The organism is Trichococcus flocculiformis, from assembly GCF_900113645.1.
GTDB classification, from domain to species: domain Bacteria; phylum Bacillota; class Bacilli; order Lactobacillales; family Aerococcaceae; genus Trichococcus; species Trichococcus flocculiformis.
The window spans coordinates 1-15,454 of the sequence record NZ_FOQC01000001.1 but is presented as its reverse complement, the minus strand read 5'-3'; the positions used below and the strand labels follow the sequence as shown (position 1 = coordinate 15,454).

Genomic DNA, 15,454 nt, shown 5'->3' with positions numbered 1-15,454 from the left:
TTTAAATATCGATTTTCTTCCGTTTTTCACAGTTGATTTTTTATCTTTTCTCGGATCATATCCAGTTGTTCCATTCATTCATGAAATCACAATCTCATCACTATGAAAATTTGATTAAAATAACTCCTCATTCATCTCATGAACAGAAAAAAGGCCATTTCAATTTTAAGAAATGACCTTTTTTATTTGAATTTGTACTGCGCTTTATTACACTAAGCCTTGATAAATCATGGCATCGGCAACTTGCACAAACGCCGCGATGTTGGCGCCTGCCAAATAATTTCCCGGTATGCCATATTCTTCAGCTGTTTTTTCAGCTGTCTTAAATATGTTTGCCATGATAGCCTGTAGCTTACCGTCAACTTCTTCGAATGTCCAATGGCTATGAGCACTGTTCTGTGCCATTTCGAGTGCCGAAGTGGCGACTCCCCCTGCATTGGCCGCTTTAGCCGGACCATAGTAAATATTATTGTCCGCATAGACTTCCACAGCTTCCAACGTACTCGGCATGTTCGCGCCTTCGCTGACACAATAAACGCCAGCTTTTACTAATCTTTCAGCTTGGTCTTTATCGATTTCATTTTGCGTAGCGCTAGGCAAGGCAATATCATATTTCAGATCGAAGTCCCAGACGCTGCCGTCTTTGTATACCGCTGTCGCTTTTTCGGCAGCGTAGACCGTCAATCTTTCGCGACGAACTTCTTTGATATCCTGTAGCAATTCGACATCGATACCTGTTTCATCGTAGATATAACCGTTCGAGTCGGAACAAGCTACAACAGTTCCGCCAAATTCATGAACTTTTTGGATAGCATAGATAGCTACGTTTCCGCTTCCGGAAACAACTACTTTTTGACCGGCAAACGATTTACCATTTGCTTTCAGCATTTCCTGTGTATAGTACACCAAGCCGTATCCAGTCGCTTCTGTACGCGCCAAACTTCCGTTCATGACGACTGGTTTACCGGTAAGAACACCTGTTTCAGCACCGTTTAAGCGTTTGTATTGGCCGTACATATAACCGATTTCACGTCCACCAACACCGATATCGCCAGCAGGAACATCCAGCGTAGGGCCGATATGTCTTTGCAGCTCAGTCATGAATGATTGACAGAAACGCATCACTTCAGCATCGGATTTGCCTTTAGGATCGAAATCGGATCCGCCTTTTCCGCCGCCGATCGGTAATCCGGTCAGGCTGTTTTTGAAGATCTGTTCAAAACCTAAAAATTTCAGGATGCTCTCATTGACGGTAGGATGAAAGCGCAGACCGCCTTTATAGGGTCCGATAGCCGAATTGAATTGGACGCGGAATCCTTTGTTGACTTGAACATCCCCTTTATCATCCATCCAAGGAACTCGGAAGGAAACGATGCGTTCAGGCTCCACCATTCTTTCAAGAATGTTCCATTTTATATAGTGCGGATTTTTTTCCAAAGCAGGCTCGATCGTATCGAACAACTCTCTTACCGCCTGTAAGAATTCTTTTTGATGCGGGCCTCTATCTTCAACCTTTTTATAGACTTTTTCAATATAATCTTTAGCAGCTGTCATAAAAATCATCTCTTCTTTCGCTATAGAGTTAAAAAAACCTCACACCATTGTGTAATCATTTTTTCATTTTTCTATTTTACACATACCCATTCTATATTACAAGAGAAAAGATGAGTCTAGCTTTTTTTTTTCGAAACGTGTACTATGTAACGTGAAGTGTTTTGCAGTTTGCAAGTCCAATCATTTCAATATAAAAACCAGTAAAAGGAGGAATGCATGCATGATCACTATGGATAACATCATCCGTGAAGGTCATCCTACATTGCGGAAGTCAGCCGACTTGGTCGCTTTCCCTTTATCTGCGGAGGATCGGAAAGTCGCCGCAGAAATGATGGAGTTCCTTTCGAACAGTCAGGACGAAAAAATCGCCGAGCAACTCAACTTGCGCGCAGGAGTCGGTTTGGCGGCGCCGCAAATCGACGTATCCAAACGCATCATTGCGCTGCTGATACCAGGGGAATATGAAGATGATCCTCCTGAATTGGCTAAAGTGATGTTCAACCCTAAAATCATCAGCCACTCCATCGAAAGCGCCTGCCTTAAGGGCGGAGAAGGTTGCCTTTCAGTGGACCGCGAAGTTCCGGGATTTGTCGTCAGACACAGCCGCATTACGGTATCCTATCAGGATGCCGAAGGTGTGACCCACAAAGCGCGCTACAAAGGATACACAGCCATTGTTGTCCAGCACGAAATCGATCATCTTAACGGCGTTATGTTCTACGATCACATCAATGAACAGGCACCCTTTGCAGCTGCAGACGATGTCATCATCATCGAATAGGAAGAAATGAATAAAAAAGAAGAACGGACCTGCATTTAGTGCAGAACCGTTCTTCTTTTTTTCATTTTGTAAGATATCTCTCCAGGAATTGCTTCGTCCGATCCTCTTTTGGATGATAGAAGATTTCTTCAGGGGCTCCCTGCTCCAGAATGACGCCTTGATCCATGAAGATGACGCGATCGGAAACTTCTCTCGCAAACTCCATTTCATGCGTCACGACGATCATCGTCAAGCCGCTGTTGGCAAGATCCTTCATGACTTTCAATACTTCGCCCACCATCTCCGGATCCAAAGCCGATGTCGGCTCATCGAACAATAGCGCATCCGGCTCCATCGTCAACGCGCGGGCGATGGCAACGCGTTGTTTTTGGCCGCCTGACAGCTGCTCCGGTTTGGCATTGATGAATTTACCCATTCCGACCTGCTCCAGATAACCCATGGCGATTTTTTCGGCTTCCTGTTGGGACTTTTTCAGAATCTTCACAGGTCCTACAGTACAATTATGCAGCACATCCAAATTGTTGAACAAATTGAATTGCTGAAATACCATCCCTAATTTACTGCGGTACTTGAAGATATCATGCTTCGAGTCCAAAACGTTCTCGCCGTTGTAGATGATTTCTCCCGCTGTCGGTTTTTCAAGTAGATTGATGCAGCGCAATAGCGTCGATTTACCGGACCCTGATGAACCGATGATACAAACAACTTCCCCTTTATTCACACTGAAATCGATGTCCTTCAGCACTTCATGCTGACCGAAGTTCTTCTTCAGATGCTGTACGTCGATTACTTTTTCCATCAAATGATTCCTCCCGTGGCAATTAATTTGCTCTGTCTCTTTCTGCTTGTTTTTTGCGAGCCATTAATTCTGGTGTAGTCAATTGGTCTTGACCCGCACCCATCATCTGATAATTATCAGGGCCTTGCATTTTTCTTTCGATGGCACGCAGAATGCGTGTCACCGTGAAGGTCATGACGAAGTAAATGAGTGAAGCCACGAAGAATGATTCGAAATAACGGAAATTATTTCCGGAAATCGATTTGGTCGTAAAGAACAATTCCGAAACGGAGATGACGTTCAACACGGACGTATCCTTGATATTGATGACGAATTCGTTCCCTGTCGCCGGCAAGATATTCCGGATGACCTGAGGCATGACGACATTGCGCATCGTTTGCAGGTGGTTCATCCCAATTGCTTGGGCTGCTTCGAATTGCCCTTTGTCGATGGAAATGATTCCACCGCGGACAATCTCCGACATGTAAGCACCTGTATTGACCGATACGATAAGCAACGCTGCGAAGATACGGTTCATGTCAATATCAAACGCCAGAGCCGCGCCATAATAGATGACCATTGCTTGAACGATCATCGGCGTACCACGGAAAATTTCGATGTAGCATGACAGCAAAAAATTCACCATATTGTACACATGTTTTTTCCATCCCGATTCAGCAACCGGAATCGTACGGATGACACCAATCATAAGACCGATTCCCAACCCAATGATGGTCCCGATTAAAGCTATATATAATGTTGTCCACGCACCTGATAAAAACTGTCTCCAGTTTTCTTCGATGATGCGGATAACCCAACTAAACTCCATTTAATTTATGCCCCTTTTTGATGTCCCATCCACCAGAATTATTCAGCTGATGGTTGGTTTTTGATTGCTTCTTCCATCATTTGGATTCGTTCTTCTTCGGTGATACCGCTCAGAATCTCGTTGATCTGATCTTTCAATTCGCTTTCTTTGATCAAGCCGATTGCGATCTCTGAATCAGCCACGGATAATTCAAACGTATCCGCTTGATCCAATTCGATCATTTTAAAAGCTGAATTGGCTGCTGAAGCGCTGATTGCTTCCGGGCGTTCCGAGACATAAGCATCGATTGTGCCTGACTCCAATGCGACGCGCATAGATGTGAAACTATCCATTGCCGGTTGCTTTTGCACGCCTTCAATCTGATCGATGACGCCATAGTGTAACGTGTTCAACTGTGCAGTGACTTTTGCATCAGCGAAGTCAGCCAAAGTTGTTGCATTTGCATAAGCCCCATCAGATTTTACGACCATTACCAATTCAGTTGTATAGTAGGAATCCGAGAAATCGATTGCTTCTTTGCGTTCATCTGTCGGAGACATACCTGCAACGATTGCATCGATTTTAGATGAAACCAATGCCGGAACCAGACCATCCCATTCTGTTTTGACGATGACCAATTCCTTGCCTAAGCCGTCCGCCACTTTTTGGGCCATCTGAACATCATAGCCATTTGCGTAACCGTCAGCGCCATCAATTTTCACTGCGCCATTGCTGTCATCATTTTGTGTCCAGTTAAAAGGCGGATATCCCGCTTCCATTCCGACTACGAATGCATCCGATTCAGCCGAACCATCTGCTGCCGATGAATCCTCAGTAGTTCCGTTACCGCAACCCGCTAAAATAAACAAACCCATCAAAGCCGCCATTGTTGTTTTCCATGTTTTTACTTTCATCTCTAGTTCCTCCTAATGTTTATAGTCCTATTTACATGCTCAAAAAAATTAAACAACCCTCTTGTCCAACTACGTTTTTGTCCACCTTTCTACCCATAGAGCGTCATAACAACGATAATTCAGTCCGTTTTTGTGCAAAAAAATAGACTATAAAGCAAAAGGCCCTATAATCCAGCTTCCTTCTGCCCGCAATACCGAAAGTACTCCACAAACGATTTTGGGCAAATCGTTCTGACAGTGCCAGGATTCTTAATCCTGACCCCAACACAGCCAATGCTGTATTTCGGCGAACACCCCTTTCAAATGGGCATTTTACTCTTGATGTCCGCAGCCTCTTCCATTATTGTATGATCGTATGACATTATTGTATGCTATTATACTGTACGTAATTTTAATTTGCAACAAAAAGAGCTTTGCTAAGCCAGCCAGTACCCTTCACGCACTGGCTGTCCTTGTTTTATTTCATTTTAAATACCGATTTTGGATGCTATACTGACTTTAATAACAAAAGGGAGGAACTGTTTCAATAATGTTTACTATTCTATTCGATTTGGATGATACCCTATACGACACATCAAGGCCGTTCTTCCAAACATTGGCAGATTACAGCTTTAGGAACAACTACAGTAACGAAGCCAGCTTCGCTCTTTTCCGCGAGCATTGTGACAACGCCTTCGACCTATTCTCCAGCGGGGAGCTGACGCTAGCCGAGTCACACATCATGCGCACACAGCATACATTCGCCGACTTGGGTCTTCCGCTCACCGCCGAAGAAGCGATGCACTTCCAGAAATCCTATCAAAAAAGGCAAGGGGAGATTGTGTTGAGTCCCGGTATCGAGCGGCTTTTGAATGAACTGGAAAATAGAAATATACCAATTGCCGTCTTCACAAACGGTCCTGAAAAACACCAGATGAAAAAATTCAACGCCTTGAATCTGGAGCGATGGGTGCCGCCAGCACGCATCTTCATTTCCGAAAATATCGGTTGCCCAAAACCCTATGCCGAAGCCTTCGCGCATGTTCAGGAGTCTTTGAACGCAACTCCCGGCGAGCTGCTTTTCATCGGGGATACGTATGAAACGGATATCATCGGCGGTCAGGCTGCCGGTTGGACTACCTTGTGGTACAACCATCGCCGCAAGCAGGAGGATGAAAAAATGGTGCTGGAGCCAACCTTCTATTCTGTTGCGGAAATGCACCAAGCCATAAATGACAACATCTCAAAACGAAAGGAAATGTGACCTATGATCCAGACAAAATTAGCCATCATCGGGGTCGGCCATGTCGGTTCCCAGGTATTGACCGACTGCAGTCACCTCAACTTATTTTCCGATATCATCCTGATCGACAGCAACAAGGACACGGCAAGAGGCGAGGCTCTTGACCACCGCCATGCGTTGGCCGCCAGCTACCGGACAAACAGTAAAATATACGCCGGCGATTACGCGGATTGCGCCGATGCCGACATCATCATCATTTCCGCGGGCGTCAGTGAGAAGCCGCGCCCGGGTGAAGATATGCCGCCAAGAGCGTTGATGGGCAAAGAGAATGCCATTGAAATACGCAAAATCATGACAGGCATCACCCGGTACACAAAAGATGCCATCATCATCCTGATAACGAATCCGGTCGATACAATCACCTACATCGCCGAAAATGAGTTCAACTATCCGAAAGGCAAGATTTTCGGCACCGGAACGACTTTGGATACTTTCCGCTACCGTCAGATTGTTGCTGCCCACTATCAGGTCGATCCAAAGAACGTCAGCGGATACATCATGGGCGAACACGGCAGTACCGCCTTCCCGGCTTTCAGCAGCACGACTGTGGGTGCGCTCACCCTTTCCCAAAGCGATGCTTTATTAATGCCCGCGATACCATTGGACCAGGAATTCGTCAGCCAAGAAGTGGTCCACACGGCATCTGATGTCTTCAACTGGAAAGGCTGGACCAATTCAGGCATCGGGGAAGTCGCAGCGGCCTTGGCCCGCGCTGTCATGCTAGACGAGAAAAGCATCTTCCCTGTGACCGCAACTGTCAATGGCTTATACAACTGCCACGGCGAAGCGGCCTTCAGCATGCCTTGCATCATCGGCAGGAACGGCTTGGAGAAACAGATCCCTTTGCCGCTGGATGATGAGGAATACGAAAAACTGCAACTCTCCATCAAAGATATTCAATTTACGCTGCAATCCGTGAGATAGGAAAAGCGCAACCGCATCAGGGCTGATTGGCCGGATGCGGTTGCGCTTCTTTTTGTTCCTATATAGACAAGCCTACATGCTGAGTCTGCCATGCTCTTCATAGCGTGTGACTGTTGTGATGGCGTTCTGCTCATCGACAAACACCACCAGCGGTTTGTGTTCCTTCGCTTCCTGTTCATCCATCATGCAGTAAGCCATGATGATAATTTTGTCGGACACCTGAACGCAACGGGCAGCGGCACCGTTCAAGCAGATCATGCCCGAGCCGCGTTCGCCTGCGATGACGTAAGTTTCGAACCGGGCACCGTTGTCGATGTCGACGATTTGGACCTTCTCATATTCGATCAGCCCTGCGGCGTCAAGCAGATCCTTGTCGACAGTGATGCTGCCCACGTAGGAAAGCTCCGCCTGGACAACAACGGCGCGGTGTATTTTACTTTTTAGCATATTGAGTTGCATTGTTTTTCCCCCCACTTATTCCGTGATAAAATTATCGATCAGACGCGTTTTTCCGATATATACCGCCAAAGCCACTAATACAGGTCGCTCGACAGTGTCCACTTGCTGCAGCGTGCGCGCATCCACCAACTCCACATAGTCGATCTTCGCGATCGGTTCGGCTTGGATCGTTTCCGAAATCGCATTGCGGATTTTGGCAGCATTCTGTTCTCCGTTCGCAAGCAACTGCTTGGCGACTTCGAGCGCTTGGCTCAGCACCAGTGCGGCCTTACGCTCATCTGCTGACAGGTAACTGTTGCGCGAACTTTTAGCCAATCCATCCGCTTCCCGGATGATCGGGCAGCCGATGACGGTGACGTCCAGATTCAGGTCGCGGACCATCTGCTGGATAACCGCCAATTGTTGGGCGTCCTTCTGTCCAAAATAGGCACAGTCCGGCTGCACGATGTTGAATAGCTTTGTCACGACTGTGCAGACGCCCCGGAAATGGGCCGGTCTGCTTTTCCCGCATAGACTCTCCGTCAGACCATGCATATCCACAAAGCTGCTGAAATCGGGATGGTACATTTCTTTCGGCTCGGGATGGAAAATCAGGTCCACTCCGCTGGCTTCGCACAAAGAGGCATCCTTTTCCAGATCTCTTGGATAGCTTTCCAAATCTTCGGATGGACCGAACTGCATCGGATTCACAAAAATACTGACGACCACCCGATCATTTTCGCTGACGGCTTTCTGCATCAAGCTTTGATGGCCTTCATGGAGATAGCCCATCGTCGGAACAAAGCCAACCGACAAACCTTCCTTTTTCCAGGCCTTCACGGCACTGCGGATTTCTTCAACCGTTGCTGCAATCTTCATTCGTGATTACTCCTCTAATATAATTTTTCGATGACCGCATCTGACAACGCAAAGGTGTGCTCCGCTGCCGGAAACGCGCCGCTTTTCACTTCAGATATATAGTCTTCGATGGCGTTCTCCATCTGCGGCCCTATTTCTGCATAACGCTTGACGAATTTCGGCGTGAAATCGGAGTAGAGTCCCAGCATGTCCTGATAGACCAACACCTGGCCGTCGCATCCGTTCCCCGCGCCTATGCCGATGGTCGGTATCGAAATGCTCTTTGTGATCAACTCAGCTAATTTGGCTGGGATGCATTCCAGCACCACCGCAAAGGCGCCAGCCGCTTCGACAGCCTTCGCCTGCTCGATCAGACTACGCGCCGCTTCCTCATCTTTGCCTTGGACCTTGAATCCACCGAAAGCATTGACGGATTGCGGCGTCAAACCGAGATGCGCCATGACTGGTATGGAAGCTTCCACGATTGCCTTGATCTGCGGACAGACTTCAAGACCACCTTCCAGTTTGACTGCCTGTGCCCGGCCTTCCTTGATCAGCCTGCCGGCATTGACGACCGCATCATAGACGGATGTCTGATAAGACATGAACGGCAGATCGCTTACGACCAAGGCGTCCTTTACCCCTCTGGCGACAGCATTGGTGTGGTGGATCATATCCTCCATCGTTACCGATAAGGTGTCTTCATAGCCCAACATCACCATCCCCAACGAATCCCCCACCAGTACCGAGTCGATGCCCGAAGCATCGATCAGTTTGGCAGTGGAATAGTCGTAGGCAGTCAGCATCGTCAAACGCTCATTCTTCTGCTTGGCATTGCGGAAAGTCAAAACCGATTTCTTCACCCGAATCCTCATCCTCTCTTCATCCAAATATAATATATTATTCACACATTACGTTCTGCAGGGAATAATGTCAACTACTTTTTGAAACTGGAAGCCCTACGAATAAAGCCAATTGTCACGACAACTGTATATTTCGATTGGACTGCAGCAGAAATAGGCTTGGACAAAAAAATAACATTTAGATAGCCGACCACCTACCGACTTCAGTAGAGTGAATTCATTATATTCAGTGACAATAAAGTAATAAGGTTAACTCCACTAAAATAAGGTATAATCTATTTGTTGAAGAGATTATCTTCAAGGACGAGAAAAGTAGGTGAACAAAATGGGAAAATACCAATTGGATTACAAAGGTCAGGCAGCTGTGACGAAGTATCATGAAAAACAGACGCCTGCCAAATTTGACAAAAAGCAACAACTTGAAAAATTACGTGCGGAGTACTTGAAAAAGAAGCAAAAATAAACAGGCGAACTATATCGGCATTGAAATACCGATCTTCCGGGAACACCCATAGCTTGTCCAGCGAGCGTTTATCTCGCGGTTGTGATGCGCGTGGCAGTTTGGAAAGTTCCATTCGCGGATATACACACACACTTAAACCGCTCTGTGCCCCCGCCTCCCCTTTTTGCCAATAATTGTAATATGGAGTTTCCTTAGAGGTTGCTCCACTTTATTTTGAACACAAAAATGAGTAGCTAATTTTAAAAATTAGCTACTCATTTTTGTGTTCAAATTTAAAAGACACCGTCGTCCGCGATTATCTCTTTCGCGCGCTCCTCGGTTATCTCCTCAAAATCTGCAGAAGCGTTCATGATGATTTCTTCGTACCAATAATCGGATGCTTCCCAGGTTTTGCTCTCCGGAACATACTTAAACATCCAGTCACCGTATTTCAAAAGGAAATTTTTCCGATTCGTCCTCGTTGTTATATAATATTTTGTTTTTCTCATCATTTCATCTCTTCCCTCTAGCTAGCCTCTTTGAGTTATTGATACACCCGTGCTTATGAATATTTATGCATATATGAATTTTTAGTCTTACATGATCCATTGCATGATCAAAAAAACAGACCTTAGAAAACACAGAAATGGCTCTGTATCAAATTTCCTAGGGTCTGTTAATTTAATTTGATGGAGACGATGGGTATATCCGTGGCGATTGCAATCAATTCCAACCGACTACAAAAAAATTGCTTATATTATAGAAGATAAAATTTCAACCGAATAAGTAATGCTAAACGATAAGAATCAAATAGACGTGCATATAGACGTGGATTTAGACATTAAAAACCACGGGGCAGAAGTTTTATTGCATCTATTTAAACATCATCAATTACAGCGAGAATCTGCAGCTCTTCTACTTTTTCTTCAAACCCTTTTGTTGGATCAAGAGATATACGCTTTTGACATGAATAACGTTTTTCCTCTAAATACATACTTTTCCACTGATCCTCATCACGAAAATTCTCAGTTGCTTTAAACCGGTATACACCTGCAGGAATTCCATGTTGATTCTCTAAAATTTGAATCTGACCAGATAATGAACTAAAATACGATCCCGTAATTTTCCCACTTAATTCAAAAACGGTTTCGTCTAAATAATTTCTTTTTTTAAAGAGGACTTTTTCTTCTTCTGTGAAAGTCACCTCAACATGATCTTCACTTGAAAATTGAATTGAGGATACATTTTCCCCATCAACTTTTTTGGCCATTTCCGAAAATGTTGGTGCAAGTTTCGACGCAAGAGGTGGAATCTCTGGATTAATATTGATCGTAACATTCCCCGAACCTGTATTTACAACTTGAATACCTTGCTGAGTATTATCCATATTCAACTCCACTTCTTTCCCCTCCTCTCGCGCTTTTAGTACTGTTTTAATATAAGAATAAGATGTTTTAACGGCATTCCAAATATGCTCGGAATTTTCTGCTACTAACGGAGCAATCGGCAAGGCTAGATCCCTCATCTGAATAACTAAATCAGCAATGAAAGACCCCTCCCTCACCTCAACCAATCTGATACTTAAATTTTCTTTATCATTTTCAGACATTCTACTTTTATTTTCAAAATGTAAATAGGTTTTATCCAGCAAAGTTTCAAAACTGGAAAGAGATTCTAAAATAAACCTTAGATTGTAGCCTTCTTCCTTTTGCAACTCATTTCCAGCAATTTTAAATGTAATTTTTTGGTTATCTATGGCATTCTCCACTAGGCAACTCCTCAAAAGTATGAATTGTTTATTTTTATATTAACAAAATACCACTAGTGTTGCATTAAAAAATAAACAAACCGAATTTTTAGACAAAAATAAAAAGTCCTTTACAATGGTTGGTAAGATGACTTATCCAAGACCACTATAAAGGACGACTACTATGGATAAGCATATAGGAAAAACTTCATTTTGTAAATGGACTGAACCTGTCTCTTTTGAAAATCTACCAGTAGGACTTCAAGAAAAAATCGATCCGACGGATGCTTATGTCAAAAAACTTTTTTTTGACCGTTTTCTCAAGTTGATGCTCAATGCTGTATACAGCCAAAGAGCCAGTCTCCGGGATATACAAGCTTCCCTGTTGAACCCAGACTTTCAAGCCGCGATTGGTTTAGAGTCTCTCAGTTCTTCACAGATTTCTCGGAAAATCCGTGGGATTGATTCTGCCATTCTGGAGGAAATATTTTACTTTTTGGTAGCTCTCGCTAACCAAAATAAGCGTAATGACAAGCTTCCTAAAGCGTTCATCGTCGATTCGACAACTGTCTCTCTGAATAAAAACCGCTATCCTTGGGCCGAGTTTCGGAGCACCAAGTCAGGCATAAAATTGCACCTCCGTCTCGCTTATATAGGGAAAGGCGACGCCTACCCAGACAAGGCAGTCCTCACGAATGCTTCCGTGCATGATGTCAATAAACTGGAAATCGTGGTTGACGAGAAGCTGGCCACCTATATCTTTGACCGGGGGTATATGGACTTCGAGTTGTTCGATAAATTTTCCTATGGTGGATTCTTCTTCGTATCTCGCATCAAGAAGAATACCCTTGTACATGTAATGTCCGAATACGAGGTCCCTCCGGGAGGAGACATCCTCCAAGATCAGATGGTCGTTTTGGGCGGAAAGAATGGATATCTAACAGAACCGTATCGTTTAGTGGAAGTAACGGATACACAGGAGAATAGGCTGCGCATCATTACCAATCGGTTCGATTTGTCAGCGGAAGAAATCAGTCAGATGTACCGTTCTCGTTGGCAGATAGAACTGTTTTTCAAGCAACTAAAGCAGCAGACGACTATCAAAAAATTCTTCACGCAGGAAGAAAATGGCCTAAAAAACCAAATCTATCTTGCTTTGATGGCGCAGCTTCTCACCTATCTGGTAAAGTTGGAAACACACTCTGATCTTTCTGCCCTGACAATCCAGCGCTATCTATTCGCTTTCCTATGGAAAGCTAGTGAGCTTTGGGAGACTAGGATTCGGGGAAAACCGACCGAATCAAAATAAAGGGACGCTTGCAACTACAGGAAGAAATAAAAATACATTGATATAGTTCATTATTATTACAATCTGGAGAAAGTCATCTTTCTGCGTAAGCATAAGAATTTTTTTGCATTTTTTCCCGAAAGTAATTTATGGAAAGCACTTTAAAAGTTTATGCAACACTAGTGACAAAATACAAATAAATAACAATAGCCAAAATGAGACGCCTTTCCAATTAACTACAGCAATTCAAAAGGGGTCTGCAGATCACCGACACCCAGACCAGGTGAAACACCGACTCAGCTTGTGAAGGCCGCCCTATTTCAGGGCCTCATAGGACCATCCAATTTTGGATACTCCCAGCGCAATTTTACGCCACCAGATCTGAACTTCGTCAAATTTGACAGGGTTCGTTAGTTCTGGCCAAAAGACGACGTCGTTTTAAACGACGGCAGGGGTGGCATAAAACTATGCAGGCCCGATCATTGCATGACTCCCTATTTTAAGGACTCATAGATACAGTTGGGAACGTTTCGTTCTGTCCAGCTGAAAGCCAACTTTGGCTTTAGCCCAATCTAATATGACCCGTGCTGAAAAGTCAGCTCGGCTCTGCAAGCTGTCGCACATTTTTGTACGATAGCTTAGGCCTGTCCAATTTTGGACACCCCAACGCAATTCTGCTTTCGGCTTTCAGCGTCTCAAATCTGAGATGGTTCCTGGATGCAGTCGCGCTTTGCGATTCCGTTAGTTCGGCCGAATTTTCGGCTGAACTTTAGATCTCGTTAATTTTAACGGCATCTTATTTCAAACGGCTGGGGTAACGTTATGTTAGGTCGCGGGTTGGTTGTTCAAAAAAGATCGACCAATAAATGATAGACCTCTCCAATTTTGGAGGCATCTGTAAGGTCGGCTCAGTTTTGAGCATATCTGCATACCCATTTCAGGTACTCAGCTTTTCACAGGTCGAATCTAGTGCACTAATTCGGTGCATTAGGGTAGGACAATTTTGGGTCACCCTTTCAGTGACAGACACTTTTGTCCGCAACCCGCTCAATTTTGAGCCGGTTCACTTTCTTCCAAAACTGGAATAAAGATCAGTCGCGTTTCGCGACGGAACTTGTCGGAAAAATTTCCGGGGTCTCCCCAGTTTTGGGTAACCTCTCTTGGGCTTGCTGAAATTTCAGCACCCTCTCGCATCCAAGATCATCTGGAACCACGACTCTCTTTAGAGGCCGGCATAGTTTTGTGCAACCCTGCGTAATTTCCCGCAACCCAAAATAAAAAAACGCTATCCATTAAGGAGTAACGGAAGTTTTGAACATATTCAGCTGGATGCAGTATCAAGAAAATAGATGTGCATTTATACGTAGAATCAGCTTGTTCAGTTTTTGTTACCTTGTTCGTTCGTTGTTAATGTCTCTTGGATTGACTACTTCGATATTACTAGGGTTATTCGGGTTTATAAATACAAGGATCGATTTCCCTTCCTCGTCTACGCTATCTACCAATTTATATGATGTTTCCATGTTGTTCACCACCTTTCTTACTTACTCCTTAATTATACCAGAAAACACACATTCTCCTGTTTGAGCTAAAGGTTTGGCCAGAAAAATCTATCCAGTTTTTGACCGATCTTTAAGGCTGCGTGATATTCCGCAACCCATGGAACATTCTGTTAGAATTAACGACACCTTGTTAGGTCTCCCCAATTTTGGGTAACCCTACTATGGGGCCCCATTTTAGGGCGTCATCCTGCTGCTGTTCTGAGCTGGGGGAATGCCTAGTCAGGTGATCGCGCTACCTCATAATCAAAAGGGGTCGGTGCGTTACAGTCCCCTGAAACCATTAACAAATCGTTACCGAGATCAAATAATACCGTCGCATATCGCGACTGAATTCGATAGCTAACCTTTCGCCTGTAGTTCCATCGCATTGACCGTCCAAATATTCCACATCGAAAGAAATACCCGCCTATGAGCAATTTATATATCAAATATCAAAACGCGCTTAGCGGTATGTTTTTTTCGATTTAATCATATAGGCATTTATGCTCACATTCGCAACCCCTTTAGCTATCGAACAAAAATGTACGACAACTAAAGGGTGCCCCATTTTAGGGCGGCCTATCTCCCTAGACCGAATCTAGTCAGTTCCGAACAAATTGGGCTGTTAGTCTTTTTTGACTAACAGCCCAATCCATTTCTGGATGCGGCATCCAACCGGCTGAAAAGTCAGCTCGTTGCTCAAGCCATCTTTGGATGCAGCTATAATTATGCCCAACGCAATTTTGCTTTCGGCATCTCCGTAATTCACGTTAGCGAGATTGCACACTCAGTTACACATTTACCTAAACTATCTGGATTTACCAACACTTTTAACAACTTTGTCCCAGAAGCCGTCAGTTTGTATTTGTCATCTTTCGTCATGTAATATCACCCTGAATTATTCATACTACCCGAAACTTTGACATGAATAACCCTATTTCATCTGCAGTATTGGATTTTTGGCAGAGTTGTTATTTTTTCCCTTTCAAAATGTCTCTTAGAGACGAAAAGAAGCACGGAGTGCGATTGTTATTGTGTTTTTGGGCATACTAATCCCTTTGTTCGAACGATTTTTTTAAATTAGCGGGATCTCACCAAGACAAGGATTGAATTTGCCGTAAGATATGAAAAAATTCGTCTTGATAGACATGATGGGTACTGAGTTTTAGCATCATGCGTCTTCCGCTGTGGATCAGTTTCCCGGCAATCTTGAAAAACCGAAGACGAATACTCTGT

Annotated in this window: 13 protein-coding genes, 1 pseudogene and 1 riboswitch; of the genes and pseudogenes, 5 read left to right on the top strand and 9 right to left on the bottom strand. The window is 44.4% G+C overall.

The window, feature by feature from the left end:
- Positions 1–207: 207 nt before the first annotated feature.
- Positions 208–1,554, bottom strand: a complete 1,347-nt coding sequence (gene gdhA / locus BMZ71_RS00075) for an NADP-specific glutamate dehydrogenase (protein ID WP_086988387.1) — start codon at positions 1,552–1,554, stop codon at positions 208–210.
- A 220-nt stretch (positions 1,555–1,774) separates the two neighbouring features.
- Between gdhA and def the strand changes: the two genes are divergently transcribed.
- Positions 1,775–2,335, top strand: coding sequence for a peptide deformylase (def, locus tag BMZ71_RS00070; RefSeq protein WP_086988386.1), 561 nt, complete (start codon positions 1,775–1,777; stop codon positions 2,333–2,335).
- A 61-nt stretch (positions 2,336–2,396) separates the two neighbouring features.
- On the opposite strand, the gene BMZ71_RS00065 is transcribed toward def, so the two are convergent.
- Together BMZ71_RS00065 and BMZ71_RS15505 are read right to left on the bottom strand one after the other, a co-directional pair.
- Entirely contained in the window at positions 2,397–3,137 is a 741-nt protein-coding gene (locus tag BMZ71_RS00065) for an amino acid ABC transporter ATP-binding protein (protein WP_369813501.1), read from the bottom strand.
- Positions 3,138–3,156: 19 nt separating this feature from the next.
- Positions 3,157–4,808, bottom strand: a pseudogene (locus tag BMZ71_RS15505) (ABC transporter substrate-binding protein/permease).
- Between the two features lie 217 nt (positions 4,809–5,025).
- Positions 5,026–5,180, bottom strand: a riboswitch (Lysine riboswitch).
- A gap of 184 nt (positions 5,181–5,364) precedes the next feature.
- Between BMZ71_RS15505 and BMZ71_RS00050 the strand changes: the two are divergent.
- The gene (locus tag BMZ71_RS00050; RefSeq protein ID WP_068562524.1) at positions 5,365–6,078 is read left to right on the top strand and encodes an HAD family hydrolase; all 714 of its coding nucleotides are present in this window, start codon (positions 5,365–5,367) and stop codon (positions 6,076–6,078) included.
- Positions 6,079–6,081: 3 nt separating this feature from the next.
- A complete protein-coding gene (locus BMZ71_RS00045) occupies positions 6,082–7,041 on the top strand; it encodes a lactate/malate family dehydrogenase (RefSeq protein ID WP_086988383.1) in 960 nt (319 codons plus the stop codon).
- Positions 7,042–7,113: 72 nt separating this feature from the next.
- Here the strand turns inward: BMZ71_RS00045 and panD are convergent, their stop codons facing one another.
- Genes panD through panB form a run of 3 tightly spaced genes read right to left on the bottom strand, consistent with a single transcriptional unit; the run spans position 7,114 to position 9,212 of the window.
- The gene (gene panD / locus BMZ71_RS00040) at positions 7,114–7,500 is read right to left on the bottom strand and encodes an aspartate 1-decarboxylase (RefSeq protein WP_086628237.1); all 387 of its coding nucleotides are present in this window, start codon (positions 7,498–7,500) and stop codon (positions 7,114–7,116) included.
- A gap of 15 nt (positions 7,501–7,515) precedes the next feature.
- Positions 7,516–8,358 carry a pantoate--beta-alanine ligase gene (panC, locus tag BMZ71_RS00035; RefSeq protein ID WP_086988382.1) on the bottom strand — a complete coding sequence of 281 codons (843 nt, stop codon included), beginning with the start codon at positions 8,356–8,358 and terminating at the stop codon, positions 7,516–7,518.
- A gap of 14 nt (positions 8,359–8,372) precedes the next feature.
- Positions 8,373–9,212, bottom strand: a complete 840-nt coding sequence (panB, locus tag BMZ71_RS00030; RefSeq protein WP_370684629.1) for a 3-methyl-2-oxobutanoate hydroxymethyltransferase — start codon at positions 9,210–9,212, stop codon at positions 8,373–8,375.
- Positions 9,213–9,516: 304 nt separating this feature from the next.
- Here panB and BMZ71_RS14770 point away from each other — a divergent pair, with 304 nt between their 5' ends.
- On the top strand, positions 9,517–9,663 hold the full coding sequence (locus BMZ71_RS14770; RefSeq protein WP_177187433.1) for a hypothetical protein: 147 nt from the start codon (positions 9,517–9,519) through the stop codon (positions 9,661–9,663).
- A gap of 272 nt (positions 9,664–9,935) precedes the next feature.
- On the opposite strand, the gene BMZ71_RS00020 is transcribed toward BMZ71_RS14770, so the two are convergent.
- Both BMZ71_RS00020 and BMZ71_RS00015 read right to left on the bottom strand, forming a co-directional pair.
- On the bottom strand, positions 9,936–10,154 hold the full coding sequence (locus tag BMZ71_RS00020; RefSeq protein WP_068560214.1) for a hypothetical protein: 219 nt from the start codon (positions 10,152–10,154) through the stop codon (positions 9,936–9,938).
- A 365-nt stretch (positions 10,155–10,519) separates the two neighbouring features.
- Positions 10,520–11,410: a hypothetical protein gene (locus BMZ71_RS00015; RefSeq protein ID WP_086988379.1), complete on the bottom strand. Its 891-nt coding sequence runs from the start codon at positions 11,408–11,410 to the stop codon at positions 10,520–10,522.
- A 163-nt stretch (positions 11,411–11,573) separates the two neighbouring features.
- On the opposite strand from BMZ71_RS00015, the gene BMZ71_RS00010 reads away from it, so the two are divergent.
- Entirely contained in the window at positions 11,574–12,698 is a 1,125-nt protein-coding gene (locus BMZ71_RS00010; RefSeq protein ID WP_093234103.1) for an IS4 family transposase, read from the top strand.
- Between the two features lie 2,611 nt (positions 12,699–15,309).
- Here BMZ71_RS00010 and BMZ71_RS15415 read toward each other — a convergent pair.
- The coding region (locus BMZ71_RS15415; RefSeq protein ID WP_177187434.1) for a transposase at positions 15,310–15,454 on the bottom strand (145 nt) is incomplete at its 5' end.